The following is a 22,868-nucleotide window of genomic DNA, read 5'->3' on the forward strand; positions in this document are numbered from 1 at the left end:
GTCTTACTCCTTCAACCCGCTGGCGCGGTGCAGCTGCCAGTCGACGACGAAGTTCACGCTGACCGTCAGCAACGCGATGGCTACGGCGGGCAGCAGCGGCGTGATGTCTCCGAAGGCGATCAGGGTCGCGTTTTCCTTCACCATGGACCCCCAGTCCGCCATGGGCGGCTGCAAGCCAAGGCCAAGGAAGCTGAGCGCCGAGATCGCCAGGAAGACGAAGCAGAAGCGCAAGCCAAACTCGGCCACCAAGGGCGCCATGGCATTGGGCAGGATCTCTCGCGTGATCAGGCGCCACAGCCCCTCACCCCGCAGTTTCGCGGCCTCTATATAGTCCATCACCACGATGTTCAGCGCCACCGAGCGCGCCAGTCGGAACACCCGCGTGGAGTCGATCACGGCGATCACGATGATCAGGGTGATGACCGACGTGCCGAAGATGGTCAGCAGCAACAGCGAGAAGATCAGCGCCGGAATGGCCATGAGCACGTCCACCATGCGGCTGAGCGCCTGATCCAGCCAGCCACCAACCGTGGCCGCCAGAAGACCCAGGATCGAGCCGATGAGGAAGGCCAGCGCAGTGGTCGCAAAGGCGATGCCCACCGTGTTGCGCGCCCCGAAGATCAGGCGAGACAGCATATCGCGACCCAGGTTGTCGGTGCCCAGAAGATGCGTCTCGTCCCAGGGCATGTATTCCGGCCCCACCACCATCCGTTCCGGAAACGGGGCGATAAGCGGGGCGAAGACGGCCACGATGATATAGATGATGATCACCATCATCCCGAAAGACGCGGTCAGCGGCGCGGTACGCAGCTCTTTCTTGACGCCTTTCGGAGTGACGGCAATGGCGATGGTCCGGAACAGCCAGCCCGCAGCCATACAGGCCGCGATGACAGCGACGAACCAGAAGAGTCCAGTCAGAAAACCCATGATCCGCCCCCCTTAACGACGATGCACGAGGCGCGGGTTGGACAAGGTCGCCAACACATCCGCCGTCAGGTTCAGCAGCACATAGGCCGCGGCAAAGATCAGCGCGACCGCCTGTACAACAGGCATGTCCCGCGCCGCCACGCTGTCGACCATCAACTGGCCGAGACCGGGGAAGACGAAGACCACCTCGACCACGACCACACCGGTGATCAGGTAGGCGAGGTTCAGCGCGATCACGTTGATGATCGGGGCCAGCGCATTGGGCAGCGCGTGCTTCACGATCACCCGCATCGGCTTCATCCCCTTCAGCCGCGCCATCTCGATATAGGGGCTGGCCAGCAGGTTGATGATTGCCGCGCGTGTCATGCGCATCATATGGGCGGTGACGACCAGCGTCAGGGTCAGCGCCGGAAGGAAGGTGCGATAGAGCATCTCCGCCATGGACGGATCCCCCCGGAAACTGGCCATCGAGGGGAACATGCCACCCCGGCCCGCCAGCCAGAAGATCAGGATATAGGCGACGAAGAACTCTGGAAACGAGATCGAGGTCAGCGCCGAGGCGTTCGAGAACCGATCGAAAAAGCTGTTGCGGAACAGCGCCGCAAGGATACCCAGCATCAGCGACAGCGGCACTGCAATCGCGGCAGCGTAGAGCGCCAGGAACAGCGTGTTGCCAAGCCGCGTGCTTATCAGCTCGATCACCGGGCGGCGGTTCGACAGCGAATTGCCGAAATCGCCCTGCAAGACGCCGGTCAGCCATTCGATATAGCGGGTGTGCATGGGCAGATCGAGCCCCAGCTCGCGCCGGATCGCGGCAACGGTTTCAGGCGTCGCGGCCTGCCCGAGGAATTCTTCGGCGAAATCGCCGGGCAACAGTTCCGTCGCCCCGAAGATCAGAAGTGACACGATGAACAGCGTCAGCAGGCCAAGGGCCAGTCGCTTCGCGATCATGCTCCAGATATGTGACATGGGTCCCCCTTCAGGCGGCACCGTCCCGAGTGCGCCTAAGGTCACAGAATAGAAACCCCGGGCCAGAACGGCCCGGGGCGATGTGTGTCAGATCAGGCAAACCACCAGCGTTCCGCGATCCGGTGACCGTCGTTGCGCCAGTTGGAAGCCACCTGTTCGCCATGCATCAGCGCATCGCTATGCGCGCCGACATAAGCCGCGAACATCGGGATCAGCGCGCCACCTTCGTCCGAACAGATCTGCTGCATCTCGAAATACATCTCGCGACGCAGGTCTTCGTTCAGCTCGGCACGGGCGGCCAGAAGCAGCTCGTTGAAGCGCTCATGGCTCCAGTAGGTTTCGTTCCACGGCGCGCCCGTTTCATAGGCGGTCGAGAACATCAGGTCCTGGGTCGGACGGCCGCCCCAGTAGGTGCCGCACCAGGGCAGCTGCATCCAGACGTTGGACCAATAACCATCGTTGGGTTCACGAACCACGTTGATATTGATCCCGGCCGCTGCCGCAGTTTCGGAATAGAGCACACCCGCATCGACCGCGCCCGCGAAGGCCGCATCGGCGAGGTGGATATCTACGTCGAGACTGTCCACGCCCGCCTGCGCGAGGTAGTAGCGCGCGCGATCGGGATCGTAGGCTTTCTGCTCCAGCTCGGTATTGTAGTAAAGCTGGCCAGAGCCGATCGGATGGTCGTTTCCGACAGCGCCATAGCCGTTCAGGATTGTATCCACCAGCTGCTGACGGTCGATGGCATATTTCAGCGCCATGCGGATGTTGTTGTCGCTGAACGGTGCTGCGCGGGTGTCCATCGGCAGGCCGTAATGCTGGTTGCCGGTGACCGACAGAACCACCACGCCCGGCGCACGCTGCAGCAGGTGCACGGTGTTGAGGTCGGCGGAGTCGATGTAGTCGACCTCGCCCGAGATCAGCGCGTTCTGACGCGCGGCGGCATCGTGGATGACGATCTGTTCGACCGCATCGAAATAGGCCGCGTCCGATTTCCAATAGCCTTCGTGGCGCGAATAGGTCGCCCCGACACCGAATTCGAGTTCCTCGATCTTGTAGGGGCCGCAGCCATCCATTGTCATCGGGTCGATGGCACCATCGCGCGAGGGCAGCATCGGCAGGTGATAATCGGCCAGCACGAAGGGGAAGTCGGCATTGCCAGAGGCCAGCGTGAAGATGACGTTCATGCCGTCAACGCGCATATCGGTGATCGGCGCCACGATCGGCGCGGCGGCCGAGGTGGAATCTTCGCCCATGTGGTGGCGCAGCGAGGCGACCACGTCTTCGGCGGTCAGGATATGGCCGGAATGGAACTGAACGCCGGACCGGATGGTGAACGTCCAGGTGGCGGCATCCGCCGAGGCTTCCCAGCTTTCCGCCAGTTCAGGAATCAGCGACCCGTCAGGCGCGATTTCCGTCAGGTAGTTGTTGCGGGTATGGGCCTGCAGAATGGTGAAGTCGTTTTCCCAAGACCCCGGATCCATCGAGTCGGTGGTGGAGCCATGGGCCTGAGCGACGCGCAGGGTGCCGCCACGGGTCGGCTGCGCCTGCGCTTTGCGGGCCCCCATTGAGCTGATCAGCGCCGCACCGCCAATGGCAGACGCGCCTTTCAGCACGCCACGGCGGCTTACACCGCCCGAAAGAAGTGAAGTTTTCGTCATGTTGCTTTCTCCGCTGTTGTCATAGTTCTTTCGAGTTTCTCACAGTCTCGAGCTGTGTTTCGTTGGCCCGCATGGTCAGGAGCAGGGACTGTCATCGGCCTTCCGTCGCATGGTCCAAGCCATGTTTTAAGCTAAACGGCTTTCGATATGCGCGGCAAGTGGTCTGAGCTGCACCCCCTGGGTCCCAATCGAAACAATGATCCTCAAATCCGCAAGCCAATTGCCCTGTTTTCGAGTTTTTCGAAACCTCAGTTCCGGAGTTCTGGCATGATGGCATCAAGTGCAGCGAGTCCATGGGGGCACTCTTGCACGGGTTTCCGAGGGCGAAAACCCAAATTCGACCGGTGATTGACGATTTGCGACACCGTTTCCGCAAAAGAAAGAAATTTTCTTGCGTCCGGCCCGGATCTTCATGTCATTGACACTGCACGTGCCCGATCGGCGCCGTGCCCGGCCACCCCCCGAAAAGAGGACAAACAGATGCAAAGGCCCCCGAATATCGTGCTGATCATGGCCGATCAGCTTGCCCCGCAGTTCACGGGCACCTACGGCCATCCGGTGGTGAAAACCCCGAATATGGATGCTTTGGCCGCACGCGGAACGCGCTTTGATTCCGCCTATTGCAACTCGCCGCTCTGCGCGCCGTCGCGGGCGTCTTTCATGACCGGTCAACTGGTTTCGAAAATCGGGGCCTATGACAATGCCGCTGAATTCCCCGCATCGATCCCCACATTTGCCCATTACCTCAGGATGATGGGGTATCGCACCTGCCTGTCCGGCAAGATGCACTTTGTCGGCCCGGATCAGCTGCACGGGTTCGAAGAACGGCTGACCACCGATGTCTATCCGTCCGATCATGCCTGGACGCCGGACTGGACCAACCCGCACGAGCGGATCGACAAGTGGTATCACAATATGGAGTCCGTGCAGCAGGCCGGACCTGCCGCGACCACGTTTCAGATCGAGTATGACGAAGAGGCGACCTTCCTCGCCCGCCGCCGCATTCTTGAATATGCGATGCGCGGGACTGCGCCCTTTGCCATGGTGGTCAGCCTCATCCACCCGCATGACCCCTATGTGCCTCGGCCCGAGTTCTGGAACCTCTATTCCGACGAAGAGATCGACATGCCCCAAACCGGACTGACGGATGACCCACACACGCTGCGCGTGCATCACGGGATCGGCGCGGATGCGCAACCGGTGACGGAGCAGGAGATCCGCAATGCACGCCACGGCTACTATGCCAACACGTCCTATTTCGACTCCAAGGTCGGCGAGATCGTGAAGGCGTTGGAGGAATCCGGGCAGTTGGAGAACACGATCGTCATCGTGACCTCGGATCATGGCGACATGCTTGGCGAACGCGGGCTCTGGTACAAGATGAGCTTCTTCGAGCATTCCGCTCGAATCCCAATGATAATTGCGGGTCCGGGTGTCGGGAACCGGACCGTGGCAGAGCCCGTCAGCCTGCTGGATATCCTGCCGACCTTCCTCGATATCGCGGCCTCCACGGGGCAAACTGCCCCCGATCCGGCAATGGATCTGGATGGGCGGTCGCTCTGGCCACTGCTTCAGGGGGCTGTGGATAACCCGGATGGCGGAGAGGTGCTTGGGGAGTACTGTGCGGAATGTGCAAGCCATCCGATCTTCATGATCCGGCGTGGCCCCTGGAAATACATCCACTGTGAGGTTGATCCTCCTCAATTATTTGATATTTCCTCAGATCCTTTTGAGCGTGAAAATCTGGCAGATGATCCCGCGCATGCGCAGAAAGTCGCAGAATTCAAAGCGTTCATTTCAGAGAAATGGCAGGAAGAACCGCTCTACGAGGCTGTTTTGGCCAGCCAGAAGCGACGAGGACCGGTGCATCGCGCGATGGAGATCGGGAACCTGGTGAGTTGGGACTATCAGCCGCCCCGCGACGCCGCGCAGGAATTCGTGCGCAACCATATGGATTGGACGGTGGCGGCAGAGATGACCCGCTTTCCACCTTTCAAAGCAAAATCAGATAGTTAAAAAAAGACTACTCGCCTTTAGGATGTTTGATCAAACAAAAGAGTGCCCCGCCAGTTCCAAACCTGGCGGGGCATTGCCTTGAATGGATCCTGCGGCCATTCTTCATGAATGACTCGAAAGTCGCTCAACAACTACTTGGATTCCAATAATGAATCTGATTTCAACGACTTAGAGCGGCCGTGTCAGCCCTGCCCGTCAAGAATTTCACAGGCTTTTTCGGCCAAAGGAGCAGCCAGCGCCCCCACCTGCAAGGCCCGATCCGAAGACGCATTGCCCTGCAATCCGCGATAACCCACGCCCTGCACGATGGCGGCCAACCGAAACAGGCCGAAGACCAGATAGAACTCCCAGTTCTCGATCCCTGAAAGCCCCATTCTGTCACAATACCGCGCGACGTATTCCTCTTCCGTCGGCACGCCAAGACTTGCCCGGTCCACCCCCTGCAATCCGCTCAGCACAGGCCCCGGCGGCATCCGCCACAACATGCATTGATAGGCCAGATCGGCCAGCGGATGGCCGAGCGTAGACAGTTCCCAATCCATCACCGCGATCAACCTGGGCGTGTCTGGCGCGAACATCACATTGTCCAGCCTGTAATCGCCATGCACCAGCGACACGCGCCCGTCATCGGCCACCATATTGGCACCCAACCAGTCGATGATCCGCTCCATCGCCGGGATCGGCCCGGTTTCCGTTGCCCGGTATTGGCGCACCCAAGTGGCGTATTGGCGGTCATAGTAGCTGCCCGCCCTGCCGAAATCAGACAGGCCCACGGCCGCCAGATCCACACTATGGATCGCCGCGAGCGCCACGTTCATCTGATCATAGATCTCTGCCCGCATCTCAGGGTCCATCCCCGGCAGCGACGGGTCCCAAAAGACCCGCCCCTCGACAAATTCCATCACGTAGAACATCGCCCCAAGCACGCTGTCATCGGCACAGAGATGCAGGGCACGTGCCACCGGCACATCCGTTTGGGCCAGTGCCGACAACACCCTAAACTCCCTGTCCACCGCATGGGCCGATTTCAGCAACTCGCCCGGTGGTTTGCGGCGCAGCACATAGGCCCCGCTTTCGGCGCGCAGCTTGTAGGTCGGGTTAGACTGGCCATCCGAGAATTTCTGTGCCGTGCGCAGCCCGCGAAAGCCCGGAAGATGCGCCTCCAGGTAGCTGCCTAACCGTCGGAGCTCCGCCTCTTCCATCAGACCGGCCCCTTATTGCCCTCGTGATGCGCCCTGACCAGCTGCCGCCCAAGCGCCATCATGTGCACCTGGTCAGGCCCGTCGGCAAAGCGTATCTGTCTGGCATAATTAAACAATTCCGCCAGAGGAAGGTCCTGGGTCAACCCCTTTCCGCCGTGGATCTGGATCGAGCGGTCTATCACCGTCTGTGCCATCATCGGGGCGACGATCTTGATTGCGGAAATCAGGTCTTTCGCGGCTTTCGCCCCGTCCCGGTCGATCTTGGCAGCCGCTTTCAACGTCAGCAGCCGGGCCTGTTCGATCTCGCACCAGCTTTTGGCGATGTCCTCCCGCACCGACTGGTGCTGGCTGAGCCGCCGGCCAAAGGTTTCACGCTCCTCCACCCGGTCCATCATCAGCTCCAGCGCCCTCTGCGCGGCCCCGACCAGCCGCATGCAATGGTGAATGCGTCCCGGCCCGAGCCGCCCTTGCGCAATTTCGAACCCCCTGCCCTCGCCAAGCAGCAGGTTGTCCGCTGGCACCCGCACATTGTCGAATTCAATCTCCGCCTCGCCAAAGGGCGCATCCGCATAGCCAAATGTTGTGACATGACGCAGAATTTTCAGCCCCGGCGCATCCCGCGGCACCAGGATCATGCTTTGCTGCTTGTGGCGGTCGGGATTGTCCGGGTCCGACTTGCCCATGACGATGAACACCGCACAGCTTTCCCGCATGCCCCCGGTCGTGTACCACTTGCGCCCGTTCACCACGTAGCTATCGCCATCGCGGCGGATCTCCGTGCGGATATTCGTGGCGTCCGAGGACGCGACATCGGGTTCCGTCATCGCGAACCCGGACCGGATTTCGCCCGCCAGCAAAGGCTCCAGCCAGCGCGTCTTCTGCGCGTCGGAACCATAAAGCATAAGCGTTTCCATGTTGCCCGTATCAGGCGCGTTGCAGTTGAAAATCTCGGGCGCCCACCAGACCCGGCCCATGATCTCGGCCAGCGGCGCATATTCGAGGTTCGACAGCTCCCCGCCATGGGCCTTGGGACGGAAGAGGTTCCACAACCCCGCCGCGCGGGCCTTTTGCTTCAGATCCTCGTAGAAATCGGGCGTGCGAAACGGCGTCTCCGTGGCCTCGAAATGCCGCGCGAAGACCGGTTCCGCCGGATAGATATGTGCCTCCATGAACTCGGTCAGGCGCGCCTGCATCTCGCGCATCTTCGGCGTCGGTTCGAAATCCACCGGTTCTGTCCTCCCTCGCTGGCTGGCGCTACGTTCCGGGTGCGGCCATGTGCTGTCAACTGTGCCGTGGTGTCATTTCCCACAAACCCCCGAAAGCCCTTGCCTTTCGTCTCCTCCTCTCTAGCCTTTCCAGAAAAGAGAGGCGCAGACATGACCATCCAACCGCATCCGCTATTCGACCTCACCGGGCGCGTGGCGCTTGTCACCGGCGCCAGTCGCGGCATCGGCGAGGAGATTGCGAAGATCCTGGCCGATCACGGCGCCCATGTGATCGTGTCCAGCCGCAAGATTGACGGCTGCACCGCCGTGGCCGAGGCCATCATCGCCGCAGGCGGCAGCGCAGAGGCCTTCGCCTGCCATATCGGCGACATGGACCAGATCACCGCCATTTTCGACCATATCAAGGCCACCCATGGACGGCTCGATATCCTCGTGAACAACGCCGCCACCAACCCCTATTTCGGGCATATCCTCGACACGGATCTCTCGACCTTTGAGAAGACGCTCGACGTCAATATCCGCGGCTATTTCTTCATGTCAGTCGAGGCGGGCAAGATGATGCGCGATCAGGGCAAGGGCGCGATCGTCAACACGGCCTCTGTCAATGCGCTGGAACCGGGCGACATGCAGGGCACCTATTCCATCACCAAGGGCGCGGTCGTGAACATGACCCGCGCCTTCGCCAAGGAATGCGCGCCGCTTGGTATTCGCGTGAACGCTCTGGCACCGGGCTGGACCCGCACGCGTTTCGCAGGCGCGTTGCTGGACAGCGAAAAACACTACAACGACATCATGGCCCGCCTGCCGATGAAACGCCCCGCAGAGCCGTCAGAGATGGCGGGCGCGGTGCTCTATCTGGTTTCGGATGCCGCCAGTTACACCACCGGAGAACTGCTGGTCGTCGATGGCGGGCTGACCATATGAAACGCTTTGACGGCAAGGTCGCGCTCATCACCGGGGCCGCAAGTGGCTTTGGCAAACTGCTGGCCGAGGCGCTTGCCGCAGAGGGCGCCCTTCTGGTCATGGGGGACCGCAACAAATGGGGTCTGCGCCATGTCGCGCGGGGGCATCTGGCCACTTACATGCGCTGTGACGTGACGAAAGAGGATCGCGTGAAGGCGCTCTGTGACCTCGCCATCGAACAGTTCGGCAAGCTCGATATTGCGGTGAACAACGCCGGAATCGCAGGCCCGATGAAACCCCTGACCGAGATCCGCGAGGATGAGTTCGACCTCATTCACGCGGTCAACGCCAAGGGCACGTTCTTCGGCCTCAAGCACCAGATCCCCCTGATGCGGGACACCGGCGGCGCGATCCTCAACGTGGCGTCGGTGGCGGGCCTCGGCGCCGCCCCCAAGCTGGCAGCCTATGCCGCCGCCAAACATGCGGTGGTGGGCCTCACGAAAACCGCCGCCATCGAGGAAGCGCGCAACAACATCCGCGTGAACGCCGTCTGCCCCTTCTACAGCCCCACGCCGATGGTCACCAATGGCGACATGGCCGACATGCAGGAGTTTCTCGCCAGTGCCTCCCCGATGAAACGTCTCGGAACGCCCGAGGAAATCACCGCCGCGATGATGGCGCTTCTCGATCCGGCCAACAGCTACATGACCGGTCAGGCCATCGCCATCGACGGGGGCGTCACCGCCTACTGATCCTCTTCTTGGCCCAAATACTCCCGCCGGAGGCGTCCCAACCTCACCACCGGGGACAGGGCCTGACACCCAAGCGCCGTCCTCTCCACGCAACCGTGGCAACACGCGCCGAGGAGGTCCCCGCGCAAGCGGGGGGTGACGAGGCGCGTTCACGGGTCGACGCCGAAGGCGGCGAAACGAAAAGGGCGGCCCCGAAGGCCGCCCTGATCCGTTAACCGGGGCTCATCCCCCGCAGCCGTTCCGACCGTCGCCGCAAAAGCTCCACGGTCGTCAGCAGGGCGATGGAGATCACCACAAGGATCGTCGCCACCGCCAGGATCGTCGGCGAGATCTGTTCGCGCAGACCGATGAACATCTGCCAGGGCAGCGTCTTCTGACCGGCGGAGCCGACGAAGAGCACCACCACAACTTCATCAAACGAAGTGATGAAGGCAAAGAGACCGCCGGAAATCACGCCCGGCAGGATCAGTGGCATCTGCACCTTGAAGAAGGTCGTCACCGGATCCGCCCCGAGGCTCGCCGAAGCCCGAGTCAGCGACTTGTCGAAACCCACCAGCGTCGCGGTCACGGTGATGATCACGAAGGGGATGCCAAGCGCCGCGTGCGCCAGCACGACGCCCAGATAGGTCCCCTGCAGCCCGATGCGGCTGTAGAAGAAATACATGCCGGCAGCCGAGATGATCAGTGGCACGATCATCGGCGAAATCAGGATCGCCATGATCGCGCCCTTGAAGGGCACATGGGACTGCGACAGGCCGATGGCGGCCAGGGTTCCGAAGGCGACCGACAGCAGGGTTGCCATGGGCGCGATCCGAACCGAGTTCCACAACGGTTGCTGCCAATCCGGGTTGGTGAAGAAATCCCGGTAGTGATCCAGCCCGTAGGCATCAGGATCCAGCGCCAGCATGCCCGGCGTGAAGGTGAAGAAATCCTCGGCGTTGAAGCTTAGCGGGATGATCGTGATGATCGGGGCGATCAGGAAGAAGAAGATCAACCCGCAGATCACCCGGAAGCTGTAGAACCAGATCTTCTGGCCGGTCGAGGCATAAGGAGGAAGGCTGCTCATGGTCTTTACCCCAGCTTCACGTTGTCGATGCCCACGATGCGGTCATAGATCCAGTAGAGGATCAGCACGACCCCGAGGAGGATACTGCCAAGCGCAGCGGCCAGACCCCAGTTGAGCGACGATGAGATATGATAGGCGATCCGGTTCGAGATGAAGGTACCCGTCCGGCCCCCGACCAGTTCCGGCGTGATGTAGTAGCCGATGGCGAGGATGAAGACGAGGATACAGCCCGCCCCGATACCCGGGATGGATTGCGGGAAATAGACCCGCCAGAACGCCGTCCAATCCGTCGCGCCGAGCGATTTCGCCGCGCGGACATATGAGGGCGGGATCGTCTGCATCACCGAATAGAGCGGCAGGATCATGAAGGGCAGCAGAATATGCGTCATCGCGATGATCGTACCGGTCTGGTTGTTGATCAGCTGCAATCGGGAATCATCGGCAACCAGTCCAACCCACACCAGGATGTCATTGATCACACCCTGCTGTTGCAACAGCACCTTCCAGGCCGAGGTCCGCACCAGAAGCGAGGTCCAGAAGGGCAGCAGAACCAGGATCATCAGGATGTTCGACACCCGCATCGGCAGGTTCGCCAGCAGGAAGGCAATCGGATAGCCCAGCAACACGCAGCTGCCCATGATGACCAGCGACATGAACAGCGTCCGGCCAAACAGCGTCACGTAGATCTGACGGTCTTCCGGCTGTGCGGTGATCCCGTCCGCCGACAATTGCATGTCGATGGCGGTCAGGAAATAGCCCGGCGTGTAGGAGGGCGAATAGACCCAGATCGTCTCCATCAACTCGGGGTTCAGCCAGTCTTCGTCCAGATCTTCGAACTGATCGCGGATCGAGATGCTGTCGAACCCGCCCACGGCGTCTGCGGCGGCGCTCAACAGCGCGTTGCTGCCGGAATAGCCGCTGCCAGCGAGGTCACGATACAGCGAGAAATACACGAAATCCTCGATGTTTTCCTCAGCCGGGTCATCATCATTGGCCTCGATGGTGATCCGAACCCATGTATCGAAAGAGGCTGCGGTCTCGGGCAGAGCGGCGCGGATGGCGCTGTCGCCCATCAGCCCGGTCCAGGTGGCGTAGTCGGCCCAGGCCGCATCCAGATCGGTGAATTGATCGGTGTAGATGTCGGTGTCAAAGCGGCCAACGCCGCGGCCCGCCTGCCGGAACAGCGACGAGATACCCGTCATCTCGTAGTTCAGACGGCTGCCAACGCGGGTGTGGCGGCGGAACTCGGCGGCCTCGAACAGGTCGATATACAGCCCCGCATACACGTCTTCGCCCGGCGCTTCGTCGTGGTTCTCCCACTCCTCCATCGCGGCGACGGTGCGCGGCAGGGTCTCTCGCACGATCTGGTTTTCGACCGAGCGGAACAGCATGTCCGCGATCGGAAGAATGAAGGTGATCAGGATGAACAGAAGCAGCGGCGCGATCAGCAGCAGCGCACGGATCTTCTGGGCCCTGAGCGCGCGATTGAGGCTCGCTTTCAGGGGTCGCCCGTCAGCGGCCAGCACCGGGCCTGCGGGGGTATCTGCCGTATTGTCGGTCATTCGTGGCCTTCCACTAGGATAATGACGCTATCCGCCGAGGCCCGGCGAATTTCGGCCACTTCCTGATATTCTGGGTCGTTGTAAGCGGCCTTGGCGGCCTCAAAGCTCGGGAACTCGATCACCACATGGCGCTCGAATGTCTCACCTTCCGGCACCTCCGACCGACCGCCCCGGACAATGAACTTGGCGCCCAGGTTCTGAAGGATCGGCGTATCGCGCCGGATATATTCCGGGTAGGCGTCAGGATCGGTGACGGTGATATGTCCGATGATATACCCCTTGGGCATCTGTCCCCCGCCTTTCGTGGTGAGCTGGCAAGGCGGCGCATGTCCGCCTTGCCACTGTCTCAGGTCATCGGGCGGGGTACGAACCCCGCCGCGAACGTCAGCTTACTGCGACAGCCACGCCTGGAAACGGGCGTCCATGTCGTCGCGGTAATCGGCCCACCATTCGTAGTTGAACAGGAAGGTCCGGGTCGCGTTGGCCGGATCGGTCGGCATATGCGGTGCCATGTCGATGCCCAGGTCGGCATGCTGACCAACCAGCGGAGCCGAGGAGGCACGGGTCGGGCCGTAGGAGATCCACAGGGCCTGGTCAGCCAGACGCTGCGTGTCGGTTGCGAAGCGGACGAAGTCCAGCACGCGGGCCAGACGGTCTTCCGGCAGACCTTCGGGGATGATCCAGCCGTCAAGGTCGAAGACCTGCGCGTCCCACATCATGGCGACGGGCTGGTTCTGCTCTTCGATCAGGCTGAAGAGACGACCGTTGTAGGTGGAGCCGAACACGACTTCGCCATCGGCCAGCAGCTGCGGGGTGTCCGCACCGGCAGACCACCAGACGGTGCTGTCCGCGATGGTGTCGAGCACGGCAAAGGCGCGCGCGATGCCCTCTTCGGTTTCCAGCACGTCATAGACATCTGCCTGGTCGACACCGTCGCACATCAGCGCCCATTCCATGTTGCCGATCGGGCGACGCTCCAGCGAGCGCTGACCGGGGAAGTTTTCCAGGTCGAACACGTCACAGATGTCGTCGGGGGTGTTGCCGCCCCAGGCTTCCACATCGGTGCGGTAGCCAAAGGTGGTGGAGTACACGATCTGCGGGATGAAGCAGTCGGACACGATAAAGTCGCCGAAGTCTTCGGAGGCCGGGGTGCCGTCGGGCGCCGGGGCCAGAACCTCGTCATGGTCGATTTCCATCGCCAGACCTTCGTCGCACAGGCGCATGGCGTCTGCGGCCACGACGTCGACGAGATCCCAGGTGATGTTGCCGGCTTCGTTCATGGCGCGCAGACGGGCCACGGCCTCGGCCGAGCTTTCGTCCCAGACCACTTCCAGGCCTTCATGCATTTCCTGATAAGGCGCGGAATATGCGTTCACCTGGCTGACCTGATAGGCGCCACCCCAGCTGACGAGCGTCATGCTGTTGGCCATATGACCGTCGGCATGTGCTACGGATGCGGCCATAACCGCGCCCGAGGTCAGCATAAGAGCTGTCTTGAGTTTCATGAGTCTCTCCTCTGTTGGTCGTCTTTATTAGAATAGGCACCGCCCCCATTCAGAGGGGCGGACCCGTTGCTCAGGCGTCCAGCGCCCGGCAATCCTCTGCGCGCCAGCCGATCTCGATCTGTTCGCCGGGCTGTAGCCGGCGCTGATCGGGGGCGTTACGCGTCTTGATGATGAAATCCTCGTTGCCGGCCACACGTAGCCGGGTGCGATAGATGTCACCCATATAGATGAACTCCAGCACTTCCGCCTTGATGGTGTGCGCGCCGGGGGTCAGGCGGTCCTTGTTGAATTCCACCCGCTCGGGGCGGATCGACACGAGCGTCCGCTCACCGACCTTGCTGACATTCACGGGCTTGGTGTCGATGATCTCGCCATCGTCCAGCCGCACCTCTGCGCGGTCGCCGTCGATCTTGCTGACAGTGCCCATCAGCGTGTTGTTCTCGCCGATGAACTGCGCCACGAAGCTGTTGGAGGGCGCCTCGTACAGTTCGTCCGGCGGGGCCAGCTGCTGAATGCGGCCATCGTCGAACACGGCAACGCGGTCCGACATGGTCAGCGCTTCGGTCTGGTCGTGGGTCACATAGACCGTGGTGATGCCGAGGTTATGGGCCAGGTTGGTGATCTCGAACTGCATGTGTTCACGCAGCTGCTTGTCGAGCGCGCCGAGCGGTTCGTCCATCAGCACGAGTTCCGGTTCGAACACCAGCGCGCGCGCCAGCGCGATCCGCTGCTGCTGACCACCGGACAACTGGGCCGGACGGCGACCGCCGAAATCGCCCATCTGCACCATGTCGAGCGCCCGCTTCACCTTCGCTTCCTGGTCGGACTTGCCCATGTTGCGGACTTGCAGCGGGAAGGCGAGGTTTTCGGCCACCGTCATGTGCGGGAACAGGGCGTAGTTCTGAAACACCATGCCTATGCCACGCTTGTGCGGCGGGATATTGTTGATCGGCTGACCGCCCAACAGGATTTCCCCGTGCGTCGCGGTCTCGAACCCGGCCAGCATCATCAGACAGGTGGTTTTCCCCGACCCCGAGGGACCAAGCATGGTCAGGAATTCACCCTTTCCGACGCTGAGATTGAGGTCTTTTACGACGAGTGTTTCGCCATCGTAGCTTTTCTGCACGCGGTCGAAGACCACGAAGTTTTCCGATCCGGAACTCGCGTTCATGTTTCTTCCCTGTTGTCCGGCGCCGGGGCGCTGGTTCTTATTTTCGGCTCTGGCGGCCATTCTTTATGCATTCGCCTCGGTTTCGGGCGCGCCAAACGACGCATGGCCGTCGAAAACCGACACGTATGTCCTGCTGCCCACCTTAAGCGCACAGACGAAGGCGTCCAGCCCCCGCAGGGAATTTAGTTCGAAAGACCAAAATACGGGGGTTTGTTAGGCAATCAGTGCAAGGGGTTGCGCTATAGATACGCGGAAATTGGACATCGGAGCCACTCGACCCTGACCGGTTGTGCAGCTTGCGGGAATCGGGTCCCGGATCAAATGGCCAAAGCCCAAAGCTGATTCGCGGCGATCGGGATTCGGGTGGCGCAGATCACAGCGCCGCCTCCAGCGATACCAGATCGGGGGCGGGCAGCAGGCCCATAAGTGACCGGAAGAGTCCCCGGCAGTCCGGTCCGCGCCAACCGGAGGGAAAAAAACAGTCCGGCAGGTCGGGATGACGGAACAGCAGGCGCCGCCAGCTATGAACGACAAGCAGACGCAGCGCCGCGGCCTCTGCCGTTGCCAGCGGAAGGGCGCGATCCAGTTTGGACAGCAGCGTTGTGAAATCCCGCTCCAACGCCGCATATTGCGCCATCAGGTCCGGCGGGCAAACCTGTTCCCGCAGCCAGTCTGGCACCGAGACCTGCCCGGTTTCCACCCCTAGCAAGCCCTTGAGAGTCTCGGGCAGAGGCCCCTGCCCGATCACCACCTGCGATCCGACCGGCAGGTATTCCCCGGTCAGCAGGAAACTGTCGAGCTGGCCCCGGCCGGTCTGTTCCCCGGTGCCGGACACCAAAAGATGCCACCTGTCCGGAAAGCCGCGCTCGGCCTCGTAGATGCGCGGGCTGGCCTCGGCGCTTTGCCTGCGCCCCATGGGGGTCAGGAAATGCAGGCTGCCCCGCCCTTCGCGGACACTGTCGATCCAGCCATCCTTTCGCAGGCGGAACAGCGCCACGCGCATCGCTTCGGGCTTCACGCCCATCAGGCCAACAAGCCGCGTCAGCGCCGCGCCGCTGATCCGGTCGCCATCACGCCGGGCGAGGTCGCCGAAAATGGTCACGATCAGCGACCAGACCCGGTGGCTTTCGCCCCCGGTCAGCAAAGCCGCCGCATCCCGGAATGTCTGGCTTTCCGTCTCCATGGCGCGACTATAGGCAGGCGCGACGCGGCTCGCCACTCTCAGAAGGCGACCATGGTCAAAAGCTCGTACTCCGCGACCATTTCGTCATCCTGATTGGTCAGGGTCGCGTGCCAGCGGACCTCTCCATATTCATCGTTGCGGCGGGTTTTCTTCTTGACGGTCAGACGCACCTTGATCGCATCGCCCGCCTGCACCGGCTTCATGAAGCGCAAGCCATCAAGCCCGGTATTGGCCAGAACCGGGCCCTCATTGGGTTCCACGAACAGCCCCGCCGCGAAGGACAGCAGCAGATAGCCATGCGCCACGCGGCCGGGGAAGAACGGGTTCCGCTTTGCGGCCTCCTCATCCATATGGGCGTAGAAGGTGTCGCCGGTGAAATGGGCGAAATGTTCGATATCCTCCAGCGTCACCACGCGCGGATCGGTATGGATGGTCTCTCCGATCGCCAGATCGCCAAAGCGGCGGGTGAAGGGATGCGCAGGGCCTTCGATCTCCTGCGCGCCAGGCACCCAGGTGCCGCCAATGGCCGACAGGATGTCGGGGCTGCCCTGAATGGCGGTCCGCTGCATGTAATGCATAACGCCCCTGATGCCGCCCATTTCCTCACCGCCCCCCGCGCGCCCCGGCCCGCCATGGACCATATGCGGCAGCGGCGAGCCATGGCCGGTGCTTTCCTTCATCGAGTCGCGGTTGTTGAAATAGAGCCGCCCGTGGAAGGCCCCCGACCCAAGCGCCACCTCGCGGGCGACAGCCGGATCATGGGTGATGACGGACGCCACCAGAGACCCCTGTCCCCGGTTTGCCAGGTCCACCGCATGCCCCAGATCACGATAGCCCATGACGGTGCTGACCGGCCCGAAGGCTTCCGTGTCATGCACCCGCTCGGCCCCGTCGGGATCGGCACAATGGAACAGCATCGGCGGCAGGAAGGCGCCTTTCGATCCGGCCATGGCGAAGTCATCGGGGTCACCAAAGACCCGTTCCGCCTCTGCCCCGATCAGCGCCGCTTTTTCCAACACATCGGCCTTCTGCGCCGCACTGACCAGCGCGCCCATGCGGACGCCGTCATCCTGCGGGTTGCCGATGGTGGTGCTGCCAAGCCGGGCCGACAGTGCCTCTAGCAATGCAGGCACCGCAGCCTTTGGCGCGATGATCCGGCGAATGGCGGTGCATTTCTGACCCGCTTTCGTGGTCATCTCTCGCGTCACTTCCTTGACGAAGAGGTCAAATTCCGGCGTTCCCGCAATAGCATCTGGCCCCAGGATCGAGGCGTTCAGGCTGTCCTGTTCGGCCACGAAACGCACCGAATTGCGCAGGATCACCGGGTTCGACCGCAGCGCCAAAGCGGTCTGCGCCGATCCGGTGAAGCTCACCACATCCTGACAGCCAAGCCGGTCGAGCATATCGCCCACACCGCCCGACACCAGTTGCAACGCCCCGACGGGCAGGATGCCGCTCTCAACCATGATCCGCACTGCCAGTTCGGTCACGTAACAGGTGGCTGTCGCGGGTTTCACGATAGCCGGAACCCCCGCCAGCAGCGTCGGCGCGAGCTTTTCCAGCATCCCCCAAACGGGGAAGTTGAACGCATTGATGTGAACCGCAACCCCTTGCAATGGCGTCGCAATATGCTGACCGAGGAAGGTTCCGTTGCGGCTCAGCTGCTCTACCTCGCCATCCAGATACACATGCCCATCCGGCATTTCCCGCCGCCCCTTGGACGCGAAGACGAACATGGTGCCGATGCCGCCATCAATGTCGATCAAGTGATCCGATTGCGTGGCCCCGGTGCTGAAGCTGAGATCATAGAGCACCTGCTTGTGCTTGCCCAGTTCCAGCGCCAGCGCCTTCAGCATCCGCGCCCGGTCATGGAACGTCATGGCCCGCAGGGCCGGTCCGCCCACACCCCGCGCATAGTCCAGCATGTCCTGCACCGGCAGCGCAGACCCCGCCCGCGCCATCGGCTCACCCGTCACGGCGCTTGCGATCATCCGGGCGCTGCTATCGGGCGCGATCCACTCGCCCGCAGCGAAGCTTCGAATATCCAGCAGGCTCATGTCTGTTCTCCTTCCAGCGCGCGCGCAAGATGCTCGGCCATAACCCAGGACCCGGGGCTTTCCCCAGCAACCTCGGCCATCACCCGGGCCATCGCGGCCCACCCCACCTGCGCCGCGTAATGCATCGGCCCGCCCCGCCAGCGCGGGAAGCCGTAGCCATGCAGCTTGACAATATCCACCGCCGCGAAATCCTCGGCGATGCCTTCCTCCACGATCCGCGCGCCCTCATTGGCATAGACGGTCAGCAGCCGGTCGCGGATGTCCTGTTCCGTGTATGTGCGCCGGGTGATGCCCCGGTCGGCCGAATAGGCCACGATCAGAGCCTCGACCTCCGCATCCCGCTCCGGCGCGCGGCTGCCCTCGGAATAGGCATACCACCCCTTGCCGCTGCGCTGCCCAAGGCGGCCCATCTCGCACAGCGTATCAGCAATGCGTTCATAGCGTTCTGCAGGGTCGCGCGTCTCCGCCTGCCGCTTGCGATTGGCCCAGGCAATCTGCAGCCCCGTGAGGTCCTGCAATTCAAACGGCCCCATCGGCATGCCGAAGCCGCGCATCGCCGCATCGATCTCATGCGGCAGCGCGCCATCGGCCAGCAGATATTCCGCCTCGCGCCGATAGGCCGAGAGCATCCGGTTGCCGATGAACCCGTCGCAGATGCCCGACAGAACCGCGATCTTGCGCAGCCGCTTGGCCAGCTGAAACCCGGTGGCCAGCACATCGGGGTCGGTTTCGGGGGTGTTCACCACTTCGACCAGCTTCATCACATGGGCGGGCGAGAAGAAATGCAGGCCGAGGCACCGCGCCTTGTTGGGGATATCCGCGAAGATCTCGCGCGGATCGAGATAGGAGGTGTTGGTGGCCAATATGGCATCCCGCGACAGATGTTTCGCCAGTTCCGCAAACACCGCCTGTTTGACACCCAGGTCCTCGAACACCGCCTCTATCGCCAGATCGACCCCAGAGGCCGCCGCGTAATTGTCCACCGCCGCAAAGGCGGTCATCTGGCTTTCATACTGGGATTGCGAAATTTTCCCGCGCTTCAGCGCCCCCGCAACCAGCCCCTCCACGCGGCCTTGCGCGGCGCTTGCCTCTTCTGCGCTTCGCTCGATCAAGGTCACCCGCAACCCGGCAGACAGACACGAGGCGGCAATCCCCGCCCCCATCAGCCCGCCACCGACCACGGCCACATGAGACAGATCGCGCGGGGTCGCGCCTGCGATGGCCTTGGGCTTCATCACCTGCCGCTCTGCAAAGAACGCGTGCCGCAGCGCCCGGCTTTCGGCACCTGCCCGCATCTCCAGATGCCGTGCGCGTTCCATGGGCTGACCCTCTGCGAAAGGCAGAGCCGCCCATTGCAGCGACTCCAGGTTCAACAGGGGCGATTGCTGGCCCTTGGCGCGCTTGGCGATCTCGGCTGCCTTGGCCGCATATTCCGCATCGCTCAGGGCCGCGCAGCTACGCGCGCTGACCGCGACGGGGCGCTCCGGCAGATCGGCGGCGAAGGCACGGGCGGCGGCATCGGGATCGTCAACGATCCTGTCGATGCCGCCAAGCGCCAGCATATCCGTCGCTGAATACATCCGGCCGTTGCAGGCCATCTCGATGGCGGCCTCCATGCCCACCAGGCGCGGGGCGCGTTGCGTGCCCCCGGCGCCGGGGATGATGCCGACATTCACTTCCGGCAGGCCAAACTTGGTCCCCGGCGCGGCGAAACGCCAGGCGCAGCCCATGGCAATCTCGAACCCGCCCCCCAGAACCGAACCATGCAGAAGCGCCAGGAACGGCACACCTGAGTCCTCGATCATCTGCACCACGTCTGGCAGATGCGGCAGCAACGCGGGGCCGTCAAACTCCGACATGTCACCGCCCGCGATGAAGGTCTTCCCGGCGCATTTCAGAACCGCCAGACGCGCGCCTTTGACTGCTTCAACAGCACTTTCCAGACCTGCCCGAACGGCCTGCGATGTCGCGTTCACCGGCGGACTGTCGATAGTGACCCAGGCAATATCCCCGTCTTTTCTGACAGTTACTGGCATGTCGGCGGTCATTGCGGCGATCCCTCCCTCTCGGTGTTGCGGAATTTATTGACCAACCGTTCGGTTTATGCAAGAGATTCCTGAGCGAGGGAGGAGAGGCCGCAGATGAGCGACACGGTATTGGTGACGGACCACGGGGACTGGCGTGAAATCACGCTCAACCGCCCCGACCGGCTGAACAGTTTCAACGAAGAGATGCACCTTGCCCTGCGCGCCGCGCTGACCGAGGCGCGCGATAGTGGCGCGCGGGCGGTCCTGCTGACCGGCGCGGGCCGAGGCTTCTGCGCCGGGCAGGATCTGGGCGACCGCGACCCCTCGAAAATGGATGGTCCGCCCGATCTGGGCCACACCGTCCGCACCTTCTACGCCCCGCTTGTGCGGCTCATCCGCGACATGCGCCTGCCAGTGGTGTGCGCCGTGAACGGCGTCGCGGCAGGCGCGGGCGTCAGCCTTGCCTTGGCCTGCGACATCGTGCTGGCCGCCGAGAGCGGCAAATTCATCCAGTCGTTCAGCAAGGTGGGTCTTGTCCCCGATACCGGCGGCAGCTGGCACCTGCCCCGACTTCTGGGTGAAGCCCGCGCCAAGGCGCTCGCCATGACGGCAGAACCCCTGCCCGCCCAAACCGCCGCCGACTGGGGCCTGATCTGGCGCACCTACCCCGACGATCAGCTGATGGCGGAGGCGCGCGCCCTGACCGCCAAGCTCGCCAGCGGCCCGACCCTTGGGCTTGGCCTCACGAAACACTGCATTCAGGCCGCCGCCACCAACACGCTCTCCGATCAGCTCGACCTGGAAGCGGACGCCATGAAAACCTGCGGCGAAAGCGCGGATTACGCAGAGGGTGTCAGCGCCTTCCTGACCAAACGCCAGCCGGAGTTCAAAGGCCGATGACCCCTGAAACCCGCGCCCAGAAATCCGCTGAAGCCATGTGGGCCGACGACAATGCCTCGCCCTGGTTCGGCATGGAAATCGTCGAGGTCAGCGAAGGCCGCGCCACATTGGCCCTGACGGTGGAATCCCACCACGCCAACGGCCACGGCATCTGCCATGGCGGCGTGACCTTCTCACTGGCCGACAGCGCCTTTGCCTTCGCCTGCAACAGCCGCAACCAGTCCACCGTCGCCCAGACCAATACCATCACCTATGTCGCGCCGGGTCGCGTTGGCGACCGCCTGACCGCAACCGCGCGCGAAATCAGCCTGACCGGCCGCAGCGGCATCTATGACGTGACCGTGACCAACCAGAACGGCACCGTGATCGCGGAGTTCCGGGGAAATTCCCGCGCGATCAAGGGCCAGTTGTTCGAGGAGTAAACCGACATGAAAGACCTCAGCCCCCGCAAGGAAGAGCTCGACCCGATCGAGATCGCCTCGATTGACGAGATCCGCGCGCTGCAACTCGACCGCCTGAAATGGTCCGTCCGCCACGCCTATGACAATGTGCCGATGTATCGCCAGCGCTTTGATGCAGCGGGCGTGCATCCCGATGATCTGCAACAGCTTTCGGACCTCGCGAAGTTCCCCTTCACCTACAAGACGGACCTGCGCGACAACTACCCCTTCGGCCTTTTCGCCGTCCCGCGCGAACAGATCTCCCGCATTCACGCGTCCTCCGGCACCACCGGGAAACCCACCGTTGTAGGCTATACGAAAAACGACATCAGCAACTGGGCCGACCTCGTCGCGCGCTCCATGCGCGCCTCCGGCACCCGCGCGGGCGACATCGTGCATGTGGCCTATGGCTACGGGCTTTTCACCGGCGGCCTCGGCGCGCATTACGGGGCTGAAAGGCTCGGCGCGACGGTGGTCCCGGTGTCCGGCGGCATGACCGAACGGCAGGTGACGCTGATCAACGATTTCAAGCCCACGACGATCATGGTCACGCCCTCCTACATGCTCAACATCCTCGAACAGTTCCACAAACTGGGCCTCGATCCGCGCGACAGCAGCCTGGAGGTCGGCATTTTCGGGGCCGAACCCTGGACCGACGCCATGCGCAAGGAGGTCGAGCAGGCCTTCGATATGCATGCGGTTGATATCTATGGGCTTTCCGAGATCATGGGGCCGGGCGTGGCCAATGAATGCGTGGAAACCAAGGATGGCCCGGTGATCTGGGAGGATCACTTCCTGCCCGAAATCATCGACCCCGAAACCGGCGAAGTGCTGCCCGATGGCGAGCTGGGCGAACTGGTCTTCACCACGCTGACCAAGGAAGGCCTGCCGATGATCCGCTACCGCACGCGGGACCTGACGCGCCTTCTGCCCGGCACGGCGCGATCCATGCGGCGGATGGAAAAGATCACCGGACGCTCCGACGACATGATGATCCTGCGCGGCGTCAACGTCTTCCCCACCCAGATCGAAGAACAGCTGATGGCGACCGGCGGCCTCGCGCCCCATTTCCAGATCGAGCTCTATACGGCAGGTCGGATGGACGCGATGCGCGTGCATGTAGAGGCGCTGCCCGACGCCACCGACGAACTGTCGAAAACCGCGGCCTCCCGGATGCTGTCCAAGCGCGTCAAGGATATCGTCGGCATTTCCATCGAGGTGAATGTGGGCGACCCCGGCGCGGTGGCCCGCAGCGAGGGCAAGGCCAAGCGCGTCGTCGACAACCGCGAGAAAGGATAAGC

The 22,868-nt window shown here is 62.6% G+C and carries 18 protein-coding genes and 1 pseudogene; 6 read left to right on the forward strand and 13 right to left on the reverse strand.

Going from position 1 to position 22,868, the window contains the following annotated elements; genetic code table 11:
* Positions 1 to 3: 3 nt before the first annotated feature.
* The 3 genes from BKY26_RS13095 to BKY26_RS13105 form a co-directional block, all read right to left on the reverse strand.
* Positions 4 to 927, reverse strand: a complete 924-nt coding sequence (locus BKY26_RS13095) for an ABC transporter permease (protein ID WP_083431444.1) — start codon at positions 925 to 927, stop codon at positions 4 to 6.
* Between the two features lie 12 nt (positions 928 to 939).
* A complete protein-coding gene (locus BKY26_RS13100; protein ID WP_071690835.1) occupies positions 940 to 1,896 on the reverse strand; it encodes an ABC transporter permease in 957 nt (318 codons plus the stop codon).
* 92 nt (positions 1,897 to 1,988) lie between these two features.
* Positions 1,989 to 3,557 (reverse strand): ABC transporter substrate-binding protein, encoded by a 1,569-nt coding sequence (locus BKY26_RS13105; protein WP_071690836.1) that lies wholly within the window; start codon positions 3,555 to 3,557, stop codon positions 1,989 to 1,991.
* A gap of 480 nt (positions 3,558 to 4,037) precedes the next feature.
* On the opposite strand from BKY26_RS13105, the gene betC reads away from it, so the two are divergent.
* Positions 4,038 to 5,573: a choline-sulfatase gene (gene betC, locus BKY26_RS13110; protein ID WP_071690837.1), complete on the forward strand. Its 1,536-nt coding sequence runs from the start codon at positions 4,038 to 4,040 to the stop codon at positions 5,571 to 5,573.
* A gap of 182 nt (positions 5,574 to 5,755) precedes the next feature.
* On the opposite strand, the gene BKY26_RS13115 is transcribed toward betC, so the two are convergent.
* Together BKY26_RS13115 and BKY26_RS13120 are read right to left on the reverse strand one after the other, a co-directional pair.
* The gene (locus BKY26_RS13115; protein WP_071690838.1) at positions 5,756 to 6,775 is read right to left on the reverse strand and encodes a phosphotransferase family protein; all 1,020 of its coding nucleotides are present in this window, start codon (positions 6,773 to 6,775) and stop codon (positions 5,756 to 5,758) included.
* Positions 6,775 to 8,001 (reverse strand): acyl-CoA dehydrogenase family protein, encoded by a 1,227-nt coding sequence (locus BKY26_RS13120; protein ID WP_071690839.1) that lies wholly within the window; start codon positions 7,999 to 8,001, stop codon positions 6,775 to 6,777. The genes BKY26_RS13115 and BKY26_RS13120 overlap by 1 nt, the downstream gene beginning before the upstream one ends.
* Positions 8,002 to 8,151: 150 nt before the next feature.
* Between BKY26_RS13120 and BKY26_RS13125 the strand changes: the two genes are divergently transcribed.
* Complete coding sequence (locus BKY26_RS13125; protein WP_071690840.1) at positions 8,152 to 8,925, forward strand: SDR family oxidoreductase; 774 nt, start codon at positions 8,152 to 8,154, stop codon at positions 8,923 to 8,925.
* Positions 8,922 to 9,656, forward strand: a complete 735-nt coding sequence (locus BKY26_RS13130) for an SDR family NAD(P)-dependent oxidoreductase (protein ID WP_071690841.1) — start codon at positions 8,922 to 8,924, stop codon at positions 9,654 to 9,656. The genes BKY26_RS13125 and BKY26_RS13130 overlap by 4 nt, the downstream gene beginning before the upstream one ends.
* A 211-nt stretch (positions 9,657 to 9,867) precedes the next feature.
* On the opposite strand, the pseudogene BKY26_RS13135 reads toward BKY26_RS13130, so the two are convergent.
* The 8 genes and pseudogenes from BKY26_RS13135 to BKY26_RS13170 form a co-directional block, all read right to left on the reverse strand.
* Positions 9,868 to 10,713 (reverse strand): annotated as a pseudogene (locus BKY26_RS13135) (ABC transporter permease); the annotation flags it as partial.
* A gap of 14 nt (positions 10,714 to 10,727) precedes the next feature.
* Positions 10,728 to 12,284, reverse strand: coding sequence for an ABC transporter permease (locus BKY26_RS13140; RefSeq protein WP_071690843.1), 1,557 nt, complete (start codon positions 12,282 to 12,284; stop codon positions 10,728 to 10,730).
* Positions 12,281 to 12,571, reverse strand: a complete 291-nt coding sequence (locus BKY26_RS13145; RefSeq protein ID WP_071690844.1) for a DUF1330 domain-containing protein — start codon at positions 12,569 to 12,571, stop codon at positions 12,281 to 12,283. The genes BKY26_RS13140 and BKY26_RS13145 overlap by 4 nt, the downstream gene beginning before the upstream one ends.
* A 102-nt stretch (positions 12,572 to 12,673) precedes the next feature.
* Positions 12,674 to 13,789, reverse strand: coding sequence for an extracellular solute-binding protein (locus tag BKY26_RS13150; protein WP_071690845.1), 1,116 nt, complete (start codon positions 13,787 to 13,789; stop codon positions 12,674 to 12,676).
* A gap of 70 nt (positions 13,790 to 13,859) precedes the next feature.
* Positions 13,860 to 14,960 carry an ABC transporter ATP-binding protein gene (locus BKY26_RS13155; RefSeq protein WP_071690846.1) on the reverse strand — a complete coding sequence of 367 codons (1,101 nt, stop codon included), beginning with the start codon at positions 14,958 to 14,960 and terminating at the stop codon, positions 13,860 to 13,862.
* Between the two features lie 373 nt (positions 14,961 to 15,333).
* Positions 15,334 to 16,179, reverse strand: a complete 846-nt coding sequence (locus tag BKY26_RS13160; protein WP_158514339.1) for a PaaX family transcriptional regulator C-terminal domain-containing protein — start codon at positions 16,177 to 16,179, stop codon at positions 15,334 to 15,336.
* 2 nt (positions 16,180 to 16,181) lie between these two features.
* Complete coding sequence (gene paaZ, locus BKY26_RS13165) at positions 16,182 to 18,200, reverse strand: phenylacetic acid degradation bifunctional protein PaaZ (RefSeq protein WP_071690848.1); 2,019 nt, start codon at positions 18,198 to 18,200, stop codon at positions 16,182 to 16,184.
* Entirely contained in the window at positions 18,197 to 20,248 is a 2,052-nt protein-coding gene (locus BKY26_RS13170) for an FAD-dependent oxidoreductase (RefSeq protein WP_071690849.1), read from the reverse strand. Before BKY26_RS13170 ends, paaZ begins: the two co-directional genes overlap by 4 nt.
* A 93-nt stretch (positions 20,249 to 20,341) precedes the next feature.
* Between BKY26_RS13170 and paaG the strand changes: the two genes are divergently transcribed.
* The 3 genes from paaG to paaK are packed head-to-tail and all read left to right on the forward strand — an operon-like array spanning position 20,342 to position 22,866.
* Positions 20,342 to 21,127, forward strand: a complete 786-nt coding sequence (paaG, locus tag BKY26_RS13175; protein WP_071690850.1) for a 2-(1,2-epoxy-1,2-dihydrophenyl)acetyl-CoA isomerase PaaG — start codon at positions 20,342 to 20,344, stop codon at positions 21,125 to 21,127.
* A complete protein-coding gene (gene paaI / locus BKY26_RS13180; protein ID WP_071690851.1) occupies positions 21,124 to 21,549 on the forward strand; it encodes a hydroxyphenylacetyl-CoA thioesterase PaaI in 426 nt (141 codons plus the stop codon). The genes paaG and paaI overlap by 4 nt, the downstream gene beginning before the upstream one ends.
* 6 nt (positions 21,550 to 21,555) lie before the next feature.
* Complete coding sequence (paaK, locus tag BKY26_RS13185; protein WP_071690852.1) at positions 21,556 to 22,866, forward strand: phenylacetate--CoA ligase PaaK; 1,311 nt, start codon at positions 21,556 to 21,558, stop codon at positions 22,864 to 22,866.
* Positions 22,867 to 22,868 lie beyond the last annotated feature (2 nt).

The sequence above is a fragment of the Nioella sediminis genome (assembly GCF_001879695.1).
Taxonomy (GTDB): domain Bacteria; phylum Pseudomonadota; class Alphaproteobacteria; order Rhodobacterales; family Rhodobacteraceae; genus Nioella; species Nioella sediminis.

Coding starts and splice junctions, on each gene's coding strand:
- BKY26_RS13095 (WP_083431444.1), bottom strand. CDS start 927: ATGGGTTTTCTGACTGGACTCTTCTGGTTCGTCGCTGTCATCGCGGCC.
- BKY26_RS13100 (WP_071690835.1), bottom strand. CDS start 1,896: ATGTCACATATCTGGAGCATGATCGCGAAGCGACTGGCCCTTGGCCTG.
- BKY26_RS13105 (WP_071690836.1), bottom strand. CDS start 3,557: ATGACGAAAACTTCACTTCTTTCGGGCGGTGTAAGCCGCCGTGGCGTG.
- betC (WP_071690837.1), top strand. CDS start 4,038: ATGCAAAGGCCCCCGAATATCGTGCTGATCATGGCCGATCAGCTTGCC.
- BKY26_RS13115 (WP_071690838.1), bottom strand. CDS start 6,775: ATGGAAGAGGCGGAGCTCCGACGGTTAGGCAGCTACCTGGAGGCGCAT.
- BKY26_RS13125 (WP_071690840.1), top strand. CDS start 8,152: ATGACCATCCAACCGCATCCGCTATTCGACCTCACCGGGCGCGTGGCG.
- BKY26_RS13130 (WP_071690841.1), top strand. CDS start 8,922: ATGAAACGCTTTGACGGCAAGGTCGCGCTCATCACCGGGGCCGCAAGT.
- BKY26_RS13140 (WP_071690843.1), bottom strand. CDS start 12,284: ATGACCGACAATACGGCAGATACCCCCGCAGGCCCGGTGCTGGCCGCT.
- BKY26_RS13145 (WP_071690844.1), bottom strand. CDS start 12,571: ATGCCCAAGGGGTATATCATCGGACATATCACCGTCACCGATCCTGAC.
- BKY26_RS13150 (WP_071690845.1), bottom strand. CDS start 13,789: ATGAAACTCAAGACAGCTCTTATGCTGACCTCGGGCGCGGTTATGGCC.
- BKY26_RS13155 (WP_071690846.1), bottom strand. CDS start 14,960: ATGAACGCGAGTTCCGGATCGGAAAACTTCGTGGTCTTCGACCGCGTG.
- paaZ (WP_071690848.1), bottom strand. CDS start 18,200: ATGAGCCTGCTGGATATTCGAAGCTTCGCTGCGGGCGAGTGGATCGCG.
- BKY26_RS13170 (WP_071690849.1), bottom strand. CDS start 20,248: ATGACCGCCGACATGCCAGTAACTGTCAGAAAAGACGGGGATATTGCC.
- paaG (WP_071690850.1), top strand. CDS start 20,342: ATGAGCGACACGGTATTGGTGACGGACCACGGGGACTGGCGTGAAATC.
- paaI (WP_071690851.1), top strand. CDS start 21,124: ATGACCCCTGAAACCCGCGCCCAGAAATCCGCTGAAGCCATGTGGGCC.
- paaK (WP_071690852.1), top strand. CDS start 21,556: ATGAAAGACCTCAGCCCCCGCAAGGAAGAGCTCGACCCGATCGAGATC.